Source organism: Shinella zoogloeoides (assembly GCF_033705735.1).
In the GTDB taxonomy this organism is placed as follows: domain Bacteria; phylum Pseudomonadota; class Alphaproteobacteria; order Rhizobiales; family Rhizobiaceae; genus Shinella; species Shinella zoogloeoides_A.
In genome coordinates, this window is sequence record NZ_CP131130.1 from 991,907 (window position 1) to 1,006,579 (window position 14,673).

At 64.3% G+C, this 14,673-nt stretch carries 13 protein-coding genes and 1 tRNA gene; 3 read left to right on the top strand and 11 right to left on the bottom strand.

The features are described 5' to 3' along the window. Positions 1-309: 309 nt before the first annotated feature. The 4 genes from ShzoTeo12_RS04910 to ShzoTeo12_RS04925 all read right to left on the bottom strand — a co-directional run bounded on the left by ShzoTeo12_RS04910 (position 310) and on the right by ShzoTeo12_RS04925 (position 7,162). A complete protein-coding gene (locus ShzoTeo12_RS04910) occupies positions 310-4,125 on the bottom strand; it encodes a vitamin B12-dependent ribonucleotide reductase (RefSeq protein WP_318911434.1) in 3,816 nt (1,271 codons plus the stop codon). Between the two features lie 767 nt (positions 4,126-4,892). Continuing rightward, the gene (gpt, locus tag ShzoTeo12_RS04915) at positions 4,893-5,390 is read right to left on the bottom strand and encodes a xanthine phosphoribosyltransferase (protein WP_318911435.1); all 498 of its coding nucleotides are present in this window, start codon (positions 5,388-5,390) and stop codon (positions 4,893-4,895) included. Between the two features lie 114 nt (positions 5,391-5,504). Continuing rightward, positions 5,505-6,347 carry a universal stress protein gene (locus ShzoTeo12_RS04920; protein WP_119258404.1) on the bottom strand — a complete coding sequence of 281 codons (843 nt, stop codon included), beginning with the start codon at positions 6,345-6,347 and terminating at the stop codon, positions 5,505-5,507. 59 nt (positions 6,348-6,406) lie between these two features. Then, positions 6,407-7,162, bottom strand: a complete 756-nt coding sequence (locus ShzoTeo12_RS04925; protein ID WP_318911436.1) for a competence/damage-inducible protein A — start codon at positions 7,160-7,162, stop codon at positions 6,407-6,409. Positions 7,163-7,331: 169 nt separating this feature from the next. Here ShzoTeo12_RS04925 and wrbA point away from each other — a divergent pair, with 169 nt between their 5' ends. Then, positions 7,332-7,931 (top strand): NAD(P)H:quinone oxidoreductase type IV, encoded by a 600-nt coding sequence (gene wrbA / locus ShzoTeo12_RS04930; protein ID WP_318911437.1) that lies wholly within the window; start codon positions 7,332-7,334, stop codon positions 7,929-7,931. An 87-nt stretch (positions 7,932-8,018) separates the two neighbouring features. On the opposite strand, the gene ShzoTeo12_RS04935 is transcribed toward wrbA, so the two are convergent. The 7 genes from ShzoTeo12_RS04935 to ShzoTeo12_RS04965 all read right to left on the bottom strand — a co-directional run bounded on the left by ShzoTeo12_RS04935 (position 8,019) and on the right by ShzoTeo12_RS04965 (position 12,802). After that, positions 8,019-8,103 (bottom strand) — tRNA-Leu (locus tag ShzoTeo12_RS04935). Positions 8,104-8,185: 82 nt separating this feature from the next. Continuing rightward, positions 8,186-8,500 (bottom strand): HigA family addiction module antitoxin, encoded by a 315-nt coding sequence (locus tag ShzoTeo12_RS04940; RefSeq protein ID WP_318911438.1) that lies wholly within the window; start codon positions 8,498-8,500, stop codon positions 8,186-8,188. Positions 8,501-8,522: 22 nt separating this feature from the next. After that, positions 8,523-8,804, bottom strand: a complete 282-nt coding sequence (locus ShzoTeo12_RS04945; protein WP_318911439.1) for a type II toxin-antitoxin system RelE/ParE family toxin — start codon at positions 8,802-8,804, stop codon at positions 8,523-8,525. A 100-nt stretch (positions 8,805-8,904) separates the two neighbouring features. Beyond that, a complete protein-coding gene (locus ShzoTeo12_RS04950) occupies positions 8,905-9,912 on the bottom strand; it encodes an inorganic phosphate transporter (RefSeq protein ID WP_119258402.1) in 1,008 nt (335 codons plus the stop codon). After that, positions 9,912-10,556 (bottom strand): DUF47 domain-containing protein, encoded by a 645-nt coding sequence (locus tag ShzoTeo12_RS04955; protein WP_119258401.1) that lies wholly within the window; start codon positions 10,554-10,556, stop codon positions 9,912-9,914. Before ShzoTeo12_RS04955 ends, ShzoTeo12_RS04950 begins: the two co-directional genes overlap by 1 nt. Before the next feature lie 125 nt (positions 10,557-10,681). Further along, entirely contained in the window at positions 10,682-11,239 is a 558-nt protein-coding gene (locus ShzoTeo12_RS04960) for a hypothetical protein (RefSeq protein ID WP_318911440.1), read from the bottom strand. Positions 11,240-11,347: 108 nt separating this feature from the next. Further along, positions 11,348-12,802 carry a TrkH family potassium uptake protein gene (locus ShzoTeo12_RS04965; protein ID WP_119258399.1) on the bottom strand — a complete coding sequence of 485 codons (1,455 nt, stop codon included), beginning with the start codon at positions 12,800-12,802 and terminating at the stop codon, positions 11,348-11,350. Positions 12,803-12,997: 195 nt separating this feature from the next. Here ShzoTeo12_RS04965 and ilvA point away from each other — a divergent pair, with 195 nt between their 5' ends. Together ilvA and ShzoTeo12_RS04975 are read left to right on the top strand one after the other, a co-directional pair. Continuing rightward, positions 12,998-14,245 carry a threonine ammonia-lyase gene (gene ilvA / locus ShzoTeo12_RS04970; protein WP_318911441.1) on the top strand — a complete coding sequence of 416 codons (1,248 nt, stop codon included), beginning with the start codon at positions 12,998-13,000 and terminating at the stop codon, positions 14,243-14,245. Positions 14,246-14,309: 64 nt separating this feature from the next. Then, positions 14,310-14,624 carry an HlyU family transcriptional regulator gene (locus ShzoTeo12_RS04975; RefSeq protein ID WP_318911442.1) on the top strand — a complete coding sequence of 105 codons (315 nt, stop codon included), beginning with the start codon at positions 14,310-14,312 and terminating at the stop codon, positions 14,622-14,624. Positions 14,625-14,673 lie beyond the last annotated feature (49 nt).

Below are 14,673 nucleotides of genomic sequence, written 5' to 3' on the forward strand. Positions count from 1 at the left end.
CTGTTCCTTCTGCATCACGGGATTCGGTTCAGGTCGATTCCCGTAACGGGAGGTTTGCATGTACCGTGTGCATGCCGAGGCTGCAATGCATTGCGGGTGCGGCCGGAAAGGTGCCTGCCGCAGTTCGTCGCTTTCGGCCGGGTTTGCCGCTGCCATCGGCCGGGGGCGGGAAAATGGGCGCGTATTTGCCAGAAAGGTAAAGGCGTTCCGTGCCGCGTGAATCCTCGGCCGTGAGCCGTGAGTGGCATTGAAACGGAAAACCCGGGGATCGCTCCCCGGGTTTTCGTTTATCAGGTCGGTCCTGGTCGCTTAGCTGCAGCCGCTGGTCGCGCCGCAGGTGTCGCACTTCTCGCAGGTGCCGTTGCGCACCATGGTGAAGTTCTGGCACTCGGAGCACATGTTGCCCGTATAGCCCTGTGCGATGGAGCGCATGCGGCGTTCGGCTTCCAGCTTCTTGGCCTCGGCCTTGGCGCTGGCGGCTTCAGCGGCGGCCTTGTCGGAGAAGAGGGCGGTCACGCTTTCGGGCGCTTCGTCCGCCACTTCTTCGGCGATCTCCTCGGCCAATTCGGCGGCGCGCTCCTCGTAGTCGCGCTTGAAGGCGACGATTTCAGAGGTGGCGACGGCGGTTGCCGGCTCCAGCTTGCGGGCGGCGCTGCCGGCAAAGGAGGTGACGTTGCCGGTCGAGGCTGCCTTGGCGGGCGCGGCGGTGGCTGCACCCTTCGGCTCGGAAAGCGAGCGCTCGCTCTGTCCGCCCTGGACGAGGGTCGGCTTGTGGCCGCGCGTCCAGCCGGTCGAGATCAGGTTCGTCTTGCCTTCCTGGATGCCCTTGCCGAGCGCGGTGTTGCCGAAGTCGGACGTGTCGACATGGGCAAGGTCGTGGCGGCCGAGATAGGACACGGCAAGCTCGCGGAAGACGTAGTCGAGGATCGACGTGGCGTTCTTGATCGCGTCGTTGCCGATGACCATGCCGGCCGGCTCGAACTTGGTGAAGGTGAAGGCCTCCACATATTCCTCAAGCGGCACGCCGTACTGCAGGCCGAGCGAGATGGCGATGGCGAAGTTGTTCATCATCGCACGGAAGGCGGCGCCTTCCTTGTGCATGTCGATGAAGATCTCGCCGAGGCGGCCGTCGCCGAATTCGCCGGTGCGCAGGTAGACCTTGTGCCCGCCGATGACGGCCTTCTGGGTGTAGCCCTGGCGGCGGTTCGGCAGCTTCTCGCGGTCGCGCACCAGGCGCTCGACGATCCGCTCGACGATCTTTTCCGTGACCTGCACGGCCTGGGCGGCGGCGGGTGCGGCGACCAGCGCCTCGACGGCATCGTCCTCGTCCTCCTCGTCCTCGATCAGCGAGGCGTTGAGCGGCTGCGAGAGCTTGGAGCCGTCGCGGTAGAGGGCGTTGGCCTTCAGCGCGAGCTTCCAGGAGAGCATGTAGGCGTTCTTGCAGTCCTCGACGGTCGCTTCGTTCGGCATGTTGATCGTCTTGGAGATGGCGCCCGAGATGAACGGCTGGGCTGCCGCCATCATGCGGATATGGCTTTCGACCGAAAGGTAGCGCTTGCCAATCTTGCCGCACGGGTTGGCGCAATCGAAGACCGGCAGGTGCTCGGCCTTGAGGAAGGGCGCGCCTTCCAGCGTCATCGCGCCGCAAACGTGGATATTCGCCGCCTCGATGTCCTTCCTCGTGAAGCCGACATGCTCCAGCAGGTTGAAGGACATGTCCGAAAGCTGCTCGTCCGTGACCTTCAGCGTCTCCTTCAGGAAGTCGGCGCCGAGCGTCCACTGGTTGAAGGCGAACTTGATGTCGAAGGCGGACTTCAGGCCCGCATTGACGGCTTCGATCTTCTCGTCGGTGAAGCCCTTGGCCTTCAGCGTCGACGGGTTGATGGCCGGCGCCTGGTTCATGTTGCCATGGCCGACGGCATAGGCCTCGATCTCGGCGATCTGGCTTTCCGAATAGCCGAGCGTGCGCAGCGCTTCCGGCACGGCGCGGTTGATGATCTTGAAGTAGCCGCCGCCGGCGAGCTTCTTGAACTTCACCAGGGCGAAGTCGGGCTCGATGCCGGTCGTGTCGCAGTCCATGACGAGGCCGATCGTGCCGGTCGGCGCGATGACGGTCGTCTGGGCGTTGCGGTAGCCATGCTTCTCGCCGAGCGCCACGGCCTTGTCCCAGGCCGCGGTGGCGTGGGCGACCAGGGCCGGATCGGAGCATTCGTCATGGATGAGGGCGACCGGGTTGACCGACAGCGCCTCATAGCCCGCCGTCTCGCCATAGGCGGCGCGGCGGTGGTTGCGCATGACGCGCAGCATGTTGTCGCGGTTCGGCGCAAAGCCCGGGAACGGGCCGAGCTCGCCGGCCATCTCGGCCGAGGTCGCATAGGCGACGCCCGTCATGATGGCGGTCAGCGCACCGGCGATGGCGCGGCCTTCAGCCGAGTCATATGGGATGCCGGAGGACATCAGCAGGCCGCCGATATTGGCATAGCCGAGGCCGAGCGTGCGGTACTCGTAGGAGAGTTCGGCGATCTGGCGCGAGGGGAACTGCGCCATCATGACCGAGACTTCGAGCACGATGGTCCACAGGCGCACGGCATGTTCGTAGTCGGCGATGTTGATCTTCTTCGTCGCGGCGTCCTTGAACTGCAGGAGGTTCAGCGAGGCGAGGTTGCAGGCCGTGTCGTCGAGGAACATGTATTCCGAGCACGGGTTCGACGCGCGGATGGGGCCGGCAGCCGGGCAGGTGTGCCAGTCGTTCATCGTCGTGTTGAAGTGCAGGCCCGGATCGGCCGACGCCCAGGCGGCGTAGGAGATCGATTCCCACAGGTCGCGCGCCTTCAGCGTCTTCATGACCTTGCCGTCCTTGCGGGCGGTCAGGTGCCATTCCCCGTCATTCTCGACGGCGCGCAGGAAGTCGTCCTTCAGCGAGACGGAGTTGTTGGAGTTCTGGCCGGAAACGGTGAGATAGGCTTCCGAATCCCAGTCCGTGTCATAGGTCTTGAACTCGATGTCCTTGTAGCCCTGCCGGGCGAACTGGACGACGCGCTTGATGTAGTTTTCCGGAACCTGGCTCTTCTTGGCGGCGCGGATCTCGCGCTTGAGGGCCGGGTTCTCGGCGGGGTCGTAGCAGCGCTCGCCCTCGGCCGAGCAATTGACGCAGGCCTTCATGATGGCCTTGAGGTGGCCGGCGACGATCTTCGAGCCGGTGACGAGCGCCGCCACCTTCTGCTCTTCCTTGACCTTCCAGTTGATGTAGTCCTCGATATCCGGATGGTCGATGTCGACCACGACCATCTTGGCGGCGCGGCGCGTCGTGCCGCCCGACTTGATGGCGCCGGCCGCGCGGTCGCCGATCTTCAGGAAGCTCATCAGGCCCGAGGAGCGGCCGCCGCCCGAAAGCTTCTCGCCTTCGCCGCGCAGATGCGAGAAGTTGGAGCCGGTGCCGGAGCCGTATTTGAAGAGGCGCGCTTCACGCACCCACAGGTCCATGATGCCGTTCTCGTTGACGAGATCGTCCTCGACGGACTGGATGAAGCAGGCATGCGGCTGGGGATGCTCGTAGGCCGACCTGGACTTGGTCAGCTTGCCGGTGAAGGGGTCGACATAGAAATGGCCCTGGCCGGGACCGTCGATGCCATAGGCCCAGTGCAGGCCCGTGTTGAACCACTGCGGCGAGTTCGGGGCGACGCGCTGCGTGGCGAGCATGTAGGCGAGTTCGTCCTTGAAGGCGGCAGCGTCTTCCTCGGAAGCGAAATACTTGCCCTTCCAGCCCCAGTAGGTCCAGGTGCCGGCAAGACGGTCGAAGACCTGGCGGGCATCGGTTTCCGAGCCGAAGCGCTCACCCTCGGGAAGCGCTTTCAAGGCTTCGGTATCGGGCACGGAGCGCCACAGGAAGGAGGGAACGTCGTTCTCCTCGACCTTCTTCAGCCGCGCCGGCACGCCGGCCTTGCGGAAGTATTTCTGCGCGAGGATGTCGGCGGCGACCTGGGAGAACTGCGCCGGCACGTCGATATCGGCCAGGCGGAAGACGATGGAGCCGTCCGGGTTCTTGATCTCGCTGGTGGCCTTGCGGAACTCGATCTCCGCATAGGCCGACTGGCCAGGTTTTGTGAAGCGACGTTCTATGCGCATTTCCGTTGTCCTCTGCTGCCGCATCCTGTCGTTGAAAACAGGGCGCAATTAACCCCGTCCGGCCGCAATGCCCTTGCAGCCAGCCCCGATCTTCCAATCCTTGCGGGAAACCCGATCGATCTCGGATGTCCTGTATCTTGTGCTGAGTTTGGCTGCAAACACTAAATATAGTATTAACAGATAGTTTATTCCAGACCCTGCGGGCGCGAAGGCGCATCAAAAAACCGGGCGCAAAAGCACCCTTGCGGTGAGCGGATCATCCGCCCCGCCGCATGCGCAGGAAACGCGATTTCGTGATGGGAACCGACCTCGTAACTTTACGGTCCAGTCGCCGCCGCAACTTGGAATTCATTAACCTCATCAGCCCGATTCTCGTCAAGGGCTGGTTTGTGAATGAAGTTTGAACTCTATATCTTGTGCCTGTGGGCTGTGGAAAATGGGGACATCGCGCAAGGCCTGAAAAATCAGCAGGTTCCGGCCGAAAGGTGAGGCGGCGTGACATGCCTCTGTGGAAAAGCAAAAAAAATCATGGGTGAAAAGAAGGGATTTTTCGACATCCCGACATCAGGGAATAGTCATCCCCGAAGAGTTGTGATCCGTGGATAAAGTGATTCTCCCTGCCGTCAACCCGACTCGCCGGCGGCCCTTTTTAGCGGCCGCGATGCTGCGGCTTCCCGGGCGGAAACGCCCGGAAAACGGCTGGAAAAGGCGAGGACTCTGGCGCGAAAGAAACGCCGGCGCACAGGGCAGGCGAGACGCCGCCGCTATCAGCCGCGGCTGCCCTTGGCGATCGGCTCCTGGTAGGTGAAGCCCATGTCCCAGGGGAAATAGATCCAGGTGTCCTGGCTGACTTCGGTGACGAAGGTGTCGACCAGCGGACGGCCCTTGGGCTTGGCGTAGACGGCGGCGAAATGCGCTTTCGGCAGCATGGCGCGGACCTGCGCGGCGGTCTTGCCGGTATCCGTCAGGTCGTCGACGATGAGGATGCCTTCGCCGCCCTGCTCGGTGAGCTCCGGCGAGATTCCCTTGAGGACGTGCATGTCGCCCTGCGAGACATAATCGTGGTAGGAGGCGACGCAGACCGTCTCGATCAGGCGGATGTTCAGTTCGCGCGAGATGACCGCCGCCGGCACGAGGCCGCCGCGGGTGATGCAGACGATCGCCTTCCATTCGCGGTCTCCGTCCGCCAGCCGCCAGGCGAGCGCGCGCGCGTCGCGGTGAAACTGATCCCAGGAAACGGGGAAGGCTTTGTCGGGCAGCGACATGACGGGCTCCTGATAGGCGGAAAAAAAGAAGATTCCTTCTCTCTAATGCAAGTCGCCGCTCAAGGAAATCGCCGCCCGGCCATGCAGGCCGGGCGATCCACAGCCAAGTCCGCCTCAGCGGGACATCAGCACCGGCACGCGGGCGTGGCGCATCATGGCGCTGGTGACGCCGCCGAAGAGGCGCTGGCGCAGCCGCGAATGGCTGTAGGCGCCCATGACGATGAGGCCCGCGCCGATCTCCGTCGCACGGTGGTTGACGGTCTCGGCGACGGAATGCCGCTCCGATCCGCGCGAGGCGACGGTGGTCTTGATGCCGTGCCGGGCGAGCGTCGCCGCAAGTTCGGCGCCGCAGAACTCGCGCGACTGCATGGAGTTCTCCGGCGGATCGACGGTGAAGATCTCGACCTCCTTCGCCGCCGTCAGGAAGGGCAGGGCGTCGAAGGCGGCGCGCGCCGATTCCTTCGAGCCGTTCCAGGCGAGCAGCACCCGGTCGATCGGTTCGGGGCCGGCCGGCGCATTGGAGACGAGATAGACCGGGCGGCCGCTCTCGTAGAGCAGGTCCTCGATATCCTCCTGCGCCGGGCCGTCGGCGTCCGGGTCGAACTGCCCGGCGATGACGATGTCGGCGCCGCGCGCGCTGTCGATGACGCCGGCCGAGGCATAGCCGGCGGTGCCGGTGAAGAGGCGCCATTCATAGGAGATGTCATCGCGCTCGCAGCGCGAGCGGAAGGCCTGCTCGACCTCGCGCGATTGCCGGCGGGCGCGTTCCTGCAGGTCGAGGACGGCGCTCGGATCGGGATATTCCATGGGCGCGATCAACGTGACCACGACCGGCGATTCCGCGTGAATGCCGACGACATGCCCGCCGGTGCGGCGCGCGAGCGCGAGCGCGTGGTCCGTCACCTTGCCGGCATCCTCCGCGGCGCTCAGCACCGCCACGATGGTCTTGTAGCTCATTTCGGCCTCCTGTCTGGTCCACACTTGCGCCTGCCGAAACGCCACAACCTTGATCGGGATCAAACGCCCGCCTTGGCCGCGGCGATTTCTGCAATCATCGCAAGTATATCACGTTCGGCCGCAAGCGCCGGAGATTCCTCGCGGCTGCGGATGACGATTTCCGTCGAGAAGCGGTTTTCCGAAAAGCGCGGATAGGAGCCGATGCTGGTCTCCGGATGGTTCTTCTGGATCTCGGCGAGCGCGCTGCCGATATCTCCCTCGCCGAAGGGCGAGGCGACGGAACGCTGGAGCATGGGCCGCCCGCCCTCGAGCTTCGGCACGACGGTGCCGAGCATCGCGGTGAAGACCTGCGGCACGCCCGCCATCACATAGACATTGCCGATATGGAAGCCCGGCGCCGTGGAAACGGCATTCTCGATATGGACGGAGCCCTCGGGCATGCGCGCCATGCGCTTGCGGGCCTCGTTGAACTCGACGCCGCGCCGCGCATACATCGCGCCGAGCAGCTCCATCGCCAGCGGATCGTGCAGGCACGGCACGCCGAACGCCTTGGAGACGGCGTCCGCGGTGATGTCGTCATGGGTCGGGCCGATGCCGCCGGAGGTGAAGACATAGGTATGGCGGGCGCGCAGCGCATTCAGCGCCTCGACGATCGCGTCTTCGTCGTCGCCGACGATGCGCACTTCCTTGAGGTCGATGCCGGCGAGGAAGAGCATGTCGGCGAGCTGGCCGATATTCTTGTCCTTGGTGCGCCCGGAAAGGAGTTCGTCGCCGATGGCGAGCATGGCGGCGGTGGCGGCGGGGCTGGAACTCATGGGCGCTCTCTGGACTTCGGACAATATTGCCGACCGATGCGGCGGCATTGTCAATGGAGGGTGAACAGTCTGTCGACCGGGCAGCTTCTGGGTGGCCGCCACCCTGAAGTGCTACATCCAAGGCGACGCCGCGATCAAGCGGAAAGGCATCGCAAGACAGGAGACGACGATGGCGAAAGTTCTGGTTCTTTACTATTCGGCCTACGGGCACATCGAAGCCATGGCCTATGCTGCGGCGGAAGGCGCGAAGTCGGCCGGTGCCGACGTGACCGTCAAGCGCGTCCCGGAACTGGTTCCGGAAGAGGTTGCCAAGGCTTCCTACTACAAGATGGACCAGAAGGCCGAGATCGCCACCGTGGCCGAACTCGAAAACTACGACGCCATCATCGTCGGCGCCGGCACGCGCTTCGGCACGGTCGCCTCGCAGATGCGCAATTTCTGGGACCAGACGGGCGGCCTTTGGGCGCAGGGCAAGCTGGTCGGCAAGGTCGGCTCGGTCTTCACCTCCTCGGCGACCCAGCACGGCGGCCAGGAATCCACCATCCTCGGCTTCATCCCCACGCTGCTGCACCACGGCCTTGCCGTCGTCGGCCTGCCCTATGCCTTCCAGGGCCAGATGGGCGTCGATGCCGTCAAGGGCGGCTCGCCCTACGGCGCTTCGACGATCACCGACGGCGACGGCTCGCGCCAGCCTTCGGAAGTCGAACTGGATGCCGCCCGCTTCCAGGGCGCGCATGTCGCCAAGATCGCGGCAAAGCTTTCGGCCTGACGTTCTCCTGAAACGTCGCTGAAAAAGAGGGTGCGGCCAGCGTCAGGGGCCGCACCCTTTTTGTTTGCCGTGATTCCGGAAGAATGCTGGTGCGGGCGGCGGGGATCGAACCCGCACAGCCAAGGCCGAGGGATTTTAAGTCCCTTGCGTCTACCAGTTTCGCCACGCCCGCTTCCCGCGCGTTTTCGATTGCCGGGGCGAAGCAGTCAAGAGGCGTTCACAAAATACCGCTTGGCGGGCAGGGGCAGCTGTTCTCAAGCCGCTACCGGAGTGTCCCGGCTTTCGATCTCGGGAATGGAAGCCAGTTCGTCCCTGAGGGCCGGCAGGGTGATCTTGATGTCGTAACTGGTCTGCAGGTTCAACCAGAACTGGGGCGTGGTCTTGAAGAATTTGGCAAGGCGGAGGGCCGTGTCCGTCGTGACCGGCGACTGCTCCGTTGCCAGCCGTTCGATGCGTGTGCGCGGAACCCCGAGCTTTCGGGCAAGGGCGCCGGCGCTCATGCCGAGGGGCAGCAGATAGTCCTCCCGAAGGATTTCGCCGGGATGGACCGGAGGCAGGATGCTGGTCATCTTCGATCTCCTTTGTGCGGCCTCAGTGATAGTCGACGATCTCGACGGCCTCGGCGCCACCGTCGGACCAGACGAAGCAGATGCGCCATTGGTCGTTGATGCGAATCGAATGCTGGCCTTTGCGGTCACCCCTCAGGGCCTCCAGGCGGTTGCCGGGAGGGCTTCGAAGGTCGTCCAGCGTTGCTGCGTTCTCGATCATCGTCAGCTTGCGGATCGCGGATCTGGAAAGATCCGCCGGAAATCCCTTCGGAATATTGCCGATCGCTACGGCTTCCGTTCTCGAATCTTTGTAGGAACGGATCATCAGCCAGCCTCGAGCAGATGTGTATCATATGATGATACATTCCGGTGGTCAAGGCATGAGAGCGGCGGAGGCGCCCGTGAGATCGCTCCGCCGCTGGCAGTCAGCCCGAAACCGCGTTCACCGCGAAGTAGAACAGCGCCGAGATCGCTGCCGCCGAGGGCAGGGTGACGATCCAGGCGATGACGATGTTGCCGGCGATGCCCCAGCGGACGGCCGAGACGCGGCGGGCGGCGCCGACGCCGATGATGGCGCCGGTGATCGTGTGGGTCGTGGAGACCGGGATGCCGAGCCATGTCGCGGCGAAGAGGGTGATCGCGCCACCGGTTTCGGCGCAGAAGCCCTGCATCGGGTTGAGGCGGGTGATCTTCGAGCCCATCGTGTGCACGATGCGCCAGCCGCCCATCAGCGTGCCGAGCGCCATGGCGGACTGGCAGGTGATCACCACCCAGAAGGGGACGTAGAAGTCGCCGCCGAGATAGCCCTGCGAATAGAGCAGTACGGCGATGATGCCCATGGTCTTCTGCGCGTCGTTGCCGCCGTGGCCGAGCGAATAGAGCGAGGCGGACAGGAACTGCATGACGCGGAAGGTGCGGTCGACGGCAAAGGGCGTCTGGCGCACGAAGATCCACGAGACGATCAGGATGAGGATCAGCGCCAGGAAGAAGCCGATGGCCGGCGACAGGAAGATGGCGCTCGCCGTCTTGATGAGGCCGCTCCACACGACGGCGTCGAAGCCGGTCTTGGCGAGGCCCGCGCCGACGAGGCCGCCGATCAGCGCATGCGAGGAGCTCGACGGGATGCCGAAGACCCAGGTGACGACGTTCCAGATGATCGCCCCCATCAGCGCCGAGAAGATGACCAGCGGGCTGACGATGGAAGGATCGATGATGCCCTTGCCCAGCGTCTCGGCGACATGCAGGCCGAAGAACAGGAAGGCGATGAAGTTGAAGAAGGCCGCCCACAGGACAGCGTATTGCGGGCGCAGCACGCGGGTGGAGACGATCGTAGCGATGGAATTCGCCGCGTCGTGCAGGCCGTTCAGGAAGTCGAAGACGAGCGCGATGCCGACGAGGCCGACCAGCAGCGGAAGGGCGAGCGTGGCGTCCATCAGACGTTCTCGATCACGATACCGCTGATTTCATTGGCGACGTCCTCGAAGCGGTCGACGACCTTCTCGAGTTCCCCGTAGATCTCGCTGCCGATGATATAGGCCATCGGATCGGTCTTGCCGAATTCCCTGAAGAGGTCCTTCAGGCCGCGGTCGTGCAATTCGTCGGAGCGGCCCTCGACGCGGGTGATCTCTTCCGCGATGGTGCCGAGGCGGCCGGCATGCACGCCGATCTTGTCGAGCAGCGGGATCGCCTCGGCGATGAGATGGGCGGCCTTGACGACGGTCTCGCCCATTTCCTGCATGCCGGGCTGGAAGCTCGTCTGCTCGTAGAGGCGGATGGTCTTGACCGTCTTGTGCATCATGTCGATGGCGTCGTCCATCGACTGGATCAGGTCCTTGATGTCGCCGCGGTCGAAGGGCGTGATGAAGCTGCGGCGCACGGCCTGCAGGACCTCATGGGTGATCTCGTCGGCCTGGTTTTCCAGTTCGACGATCCGGTCGCAGTGCTTTTCCATGTCCGGGCCGCCGGCAAGCAGCGTGCGGAGCGATTCGGCGGCGCCGACGACAGTGCGGGAATGCTGCTCGAAGAGATCGAAGAAACGGTCTTCGCGCGGCATGAGTTTGCGAAACAGCGAAAGCATGGATGCCCCTTACATGGCTGGGGTTGTCATGCGGCTGTCATAATTGACCGTCAACGCGCTGGAAAGCGTTGATTCGGCCTTGTCACAATTTCTCTTGCACTGCGGTAAACGGGACGCGCACCCGCTCAGGGCACGATCTTGAAGGGTTGCTCGCTGATGGCGACCGCGCCGCTGGCGCTGTCGCGGAAGCGGTAGCGCAGTACGTAGTCGCCGGCCGGCGGGCTCGTGAGATTGAGCGTCAGCTTGGCGAAGACCTCCTGGTTGCGCACGCTGCCCTTGAAGTCGAAGGAGCCGAAGGCCTTCTGCTCGGCAAGTTTCGTCCCTTTGGGATCGATCAGTTCGAGGTCGACGGTGAAATGCGATTCCAGGAGGCCGCCATCGGCGGCGCGCCAGGTGAGGCCGACCGGCTCGACATAGGAGATCAGCGCCTCGCCCGCCTTGAAGCTGGAATCGGGCCGGGTGGCATACATGCCATAGCCCTGCGGCGGCGCGGCGACGAAGATCGCCTTGCCGATGGAGAAGGGGAGCGTCGCGGCGAAGGCGCCATAGGCGTCGCGGATCGTGTTGTGCGCGCCGACCGTATCGCCGGCGGCGGCCTGCTCCTCCGCCTTCTTCGCGGCGTCCGCGAGGGGGCCGGCAAGCGCGAGCGTCGGCGCGAGCGCGGCGACAAAGGTCAAACGCATCAGGGACTTCCACACGGACATTCAGTCTTCCTCCAGCCGGATTGCGGGCAGGATGCGAAGAAGCGCGGCAACAGTCAAGGACGGCCGGCGCTTTGTCCGGGGCTCTCGTCAACTCTTCCAGAAGAGCGGCGTCAGGATGACCAGCACGGTGAGGATTTCGAGACGCCCGAGCAGCATGAGGAAGGAGAGCACGTAGAGCGCCGCGTCGTGGAACACCGTGAAGGAGCCGGCGGGGCCGATCTCCGGCGTGACGCCCGGTCCCACGTTGGAAAGCGAGGTCGCCGCCGCCGAGACGGCGGTCAGCACGTCGTAGCCCATCAGGCCGAGCAGGATCGCCCCGATGGCGGAGATCGCGACATAGGTGATGAAGAACAGGAAGACGTTGCGCTGCAGGTCGGCATCGACCGTCATCGAGCCGTAGCGCACGGCATGGATGCCGTCGGGATAGATGAGGCGGTAGAGACCGGTGCGGATGGAGTTGAAGAGGATGATGAGGCGATAGGCCTTGAGGCCGCCCGCCGTCGAGCCCGAACAGCCGCCGAGGAAGGTGGCGACGAAGGCGAGCGCCACGATGAAGTGGCCCCATCTCGTATAGTCGTCGCTGGCAAAGCCCGTCGTCGAGATGATCGAGGAGACGGTGAAGAAGGAATGGGCCAGCGCCTCGTGGAAATTGACCCCGTTCTGCAGGCGCAGGTAAATGCTGGCCGCGACGGAGAAGAGCACGAGATAGCCGAGGAAGACGCGGATCTGCGGGTCGCGCCAGGCATCGAGCCGCTGGCGCACGACGAAGAGGATCAGCACCGAGAAGGGCAGGCTGCTCAGCGTCATGAAGAAGGTGCCTGCCCACAGCAGCGGCAGGCTCTTGTAGTAGCCGAAGGAGGCGTCGTGAGTCGAAAGCCCGCCCGTCGCGACCGTCGACATGGCGTGGTTCACCGCGTCGAAGCGGCTCATGCCGAGCGCCGCATAGGTGACGGCGCAGATGATGGTGATCGCGACATAGATGGCGAGGAAGGCGCGGGTGTAGCTCGCGATGCGGGCGAAGGGCTTGTCGGCGGTGTCGGACGATTCGAGCTTGAAGAACGACATGCCGCCGACGCGCAGATACGGCATGATGAAGAGGCCGAGTGCCAGGATCCCGACGCCGCCGAGCCAGTGCAGCAGCGAGCGCCACATGAGGATGCCGGGCGGGGCGTTGTCGAGGCCGACGATGACGGTCGAGCCGGTCGTGCTGATCGCCGAGACCGATTCGAAGAGGGCCTGCGCGAAGGTCAGTTTCATCGAGGAAAGCCACAGCGGGATCGCGCCGATGAAGCAGCCCGAGATCCACAGCATGTTGACGACGAGGAAGCCCATGCGCTTGTTGAAGGGCGGCGGGCCGGCGCGGGTCGCCGCCGCCGTCGCCAGCGACAGGCCGCCCGTCATGAAGGCCGAAAGCAGGAAGATCTCCCAGTCCCGATGGCCGTAATAGATGTCGATGAAGGCCGGAATCAGCATCGCCACGGAAAGGTAGATGCCGCTGATGGCTGCGATATGGATGGCGGACCGGAAAATCGTGGCGTTCAACGGTGGTCGTCCTGCATGCCGGCTGGGCTCAAGGTCTGGTCTCGAAAGGCCGCGCGGCCGGGGCGGGCCGTGCCCGTCGCTGCGATAGGCAACTTTTTGTTTTCCGCGTCGTTTTTTGCCGAAAACCGCTGTCCACTCTTCTGCACGATGCTATAGCCTTTGCATTGTCCAAACTCAAGGATGGCATCGAACGGCATGAAACCGGACGTCGACGCAGCCTGCGAAGCTTTGCGCGGGCTCTTTCCCGAAACACCGCTCCAGCTCAACGAACATCTTTCCGCCCGCTACGGCGCGGAAATCTACCTGAAACGCGAGGACCTCTCGCCGGTGCGCTCCTACAAGATCCGGGGCGCCTTCAACTTCTTCCGCAAGGTCCTGGCGAAGCCGGACGGTGCGCGCAGCTTCGTCTGCGCCTCGGCCGGCAATCATGCGCAGGGCTTCGCTTTCGTCTGCAAGCATTTCGGCGTACCGGGCGTGGTCTTCATGCCGGTGACGACGCCGCAGCAGAAGATCGACAAGACGCGCATCTTCGGCGGCGAGTTCGTGACGATCAGGCTGGTCGGTGACTTCTTCGACCAGTGCTACAAGGCCGCCCGCGACCATGCGGAGGCGACCGGCGCGCAGATGGTGCCGCCCTTCGACCATGCGGACATCATCGAGGGGCAGGCGACCGTCGCGGCGGAAATCCTCACCCAGCTCGGCGAGGGCAAGCTGCCGGATATCGTCGCCCTTCCGGTCGGCGGCGGCGGCCTTGCCTCGGGCGTCACCGGCTATCTCGAAGGTACCGTCGGCCCGTCGAGCTTCGTCTTCTGCGAGCCGGCCGGCGCGCCGAGCCTCAAGCGGAGCCTCGAAAGCGGCACGGTGGTGACGCTCGACCAGGTGGACAATTTCGTCGATGGCGCCGCGGTCGGGCAGATCGGCGCGCTCAATTTCGCCGCGCTCAGCCGCTTCTCCGCCGACCAGGTCATGCTGCTTTCGGAAAACGCGATCTGCGTGACGATGATCGACATGCTGAATGTCGAGGGCGTGGTGCTGGAGCCGGCCGGCGCGCTGTCGCTGACGGCTCTGGAGGCGCTCGGCCGCGAGGCGCTGGCAGGCAAGACGGTCGTCGCGGTCGTCTCCGGCGGCAATTTCGACTTCGAGCGCCTACCGGACGTCAAGGAGCGCGCCATGCGCCATGCGGGGCTGAAGAAATACTTCATCCTGCGCCTTGCCCAGCGTCCGGGCGCTCTTCGAGATTTCCTCAACCTGCTCGGCCCGGACGACGACATCGCCCGCTTCGAGTACCTCAAGAAGTCCGCCCGCAACTTCGGCTCGATCCTTATCGGCATCGAGACGAAGGCGCCGGAGAACTTCGTCGCGCTGCGCAAGGCGTTCGATACTGCGGGCATGCGCTACCAGGACATCACCGAGAACGAGATTCTCGCAAACCTCATCATCTAAGGGACACGGGAGCCGGCGGCGCGTTCCTCTTGGAGCGCGCTTCCGCCTGTGCTAGCAATCGGCCATGGCATCGTTCTTTTCAAAACTCTTCGGTCGCGGCGGCGACTCGGCTACTCCGGCGAAGGTCGCCGAGGAAACCGAGGCCTATAACGACCTTCTCCTCGTCGCGGCCCCCATCGCGGAGGGCGGCCAGTTCCGTCTTGCCGGCCGCATAGAAAAGCGGGACGGCGAGCGCGTGCTGGTGCGCACCTTCATCCGCGCCGACCTGTTTTCCTCGCGAGACGATACCGTCGCCTCGACCTTCCGCAAGGCAAGGCAGATCGCCGACCAGCATGGTTCCTCGCTTTTCAGCGATGGCGAGGAGAGCCGGCCGGTCTGATCCGGGCGGACAGTCGCAAATAAATCATACAAAATGACGCGAACGTGCT

Coding starts and splice junctions, on each gene's coding strand:
- ShzoTeo12_RS04910 (WP_318911434.1), bottom strand. CDS start 4,125: ATGCGCATAGAACGTCGCTTCACAAAACCTGGCCAGTCGGCCTATGCG.
- gpt (WP_318911435.1), bottom strand. CDS start 5,390: ATGTCGCTGCCCGACAAAGCCTTCCCCGTTTCCTGGGATCAGTTTCAC.
- ShzoTeo12_RS04920 (WP_119258404.1), bottom strand. CDS start 6,347: ATGAGCTACAAGACCATCGTGGCGGTGCTGAGCGCCGCGGAGGATGCC.
- ShzoTeo12_RS04925 (WP_318911436.1), bottom strand. CDS start 7,162: ATGAGTTCCAGCCCCGCCGCCACCGCCGCCATGCTCGCCATCGGCGAC.
- wrbA (WP_318911437.1), top strand. CDS start 7,332: ATGGCGAAAGTTCTGGTTCTTTACTATTCGGCCTACGGGCACATCGAA.
- ShzoTeo12_RS04940 (WP_318911438.1), bottom strand. CDS start 8,500: ATGACCAGCATCCTGCCTCCGGTCCATCCCGGCGAAATCCTTCGGGAG.
- ShzoTeo12_RS04945 (WP_318911439.1), bottom strand. CDS start 8,804: ATGATCCGTTCCTACAAAGATTCGAGAACGGAAGCCGTAGCGATCGGC.
- ShzoTeo12_RS04950 (WP_119258402.1), bottom strand. CDS start 9,912: ATGGACGCCACGCTCGCCCTTCCGCTGCTGGTCGGCCTCGTCGGCATC.
- ShzoTeo12_RS04955 (WP_119258401.1), bottom strand. CDS start 10,556: ATGCTTTCGCTGTTTCGCAAACTCATGCCGCGCGAAGACCGTTTCTTC.
- ShzoTeo12_RS04960 (WP_318911440.1), bottom strand. CDS start 11,239: ATGCGTTTGACCTTTGTCGCCGCGCTCGCGCCGACGCTCGCGCTTGCC.
- ilvA (WP_318911441.1), top strand. CDS start 12,998: ATGAAACCGGACGTCGACGCAGCCTGCGAAGCTTTGCGCGGGCTCTTT.
- ShzoTeo12_RS04975 (WP_318911442.1), top strand. CDS start 14,310: ATGGCATCGTTCTTTTCAAAACTCTTCGGTCGCGGCGGCGACTCGGCT.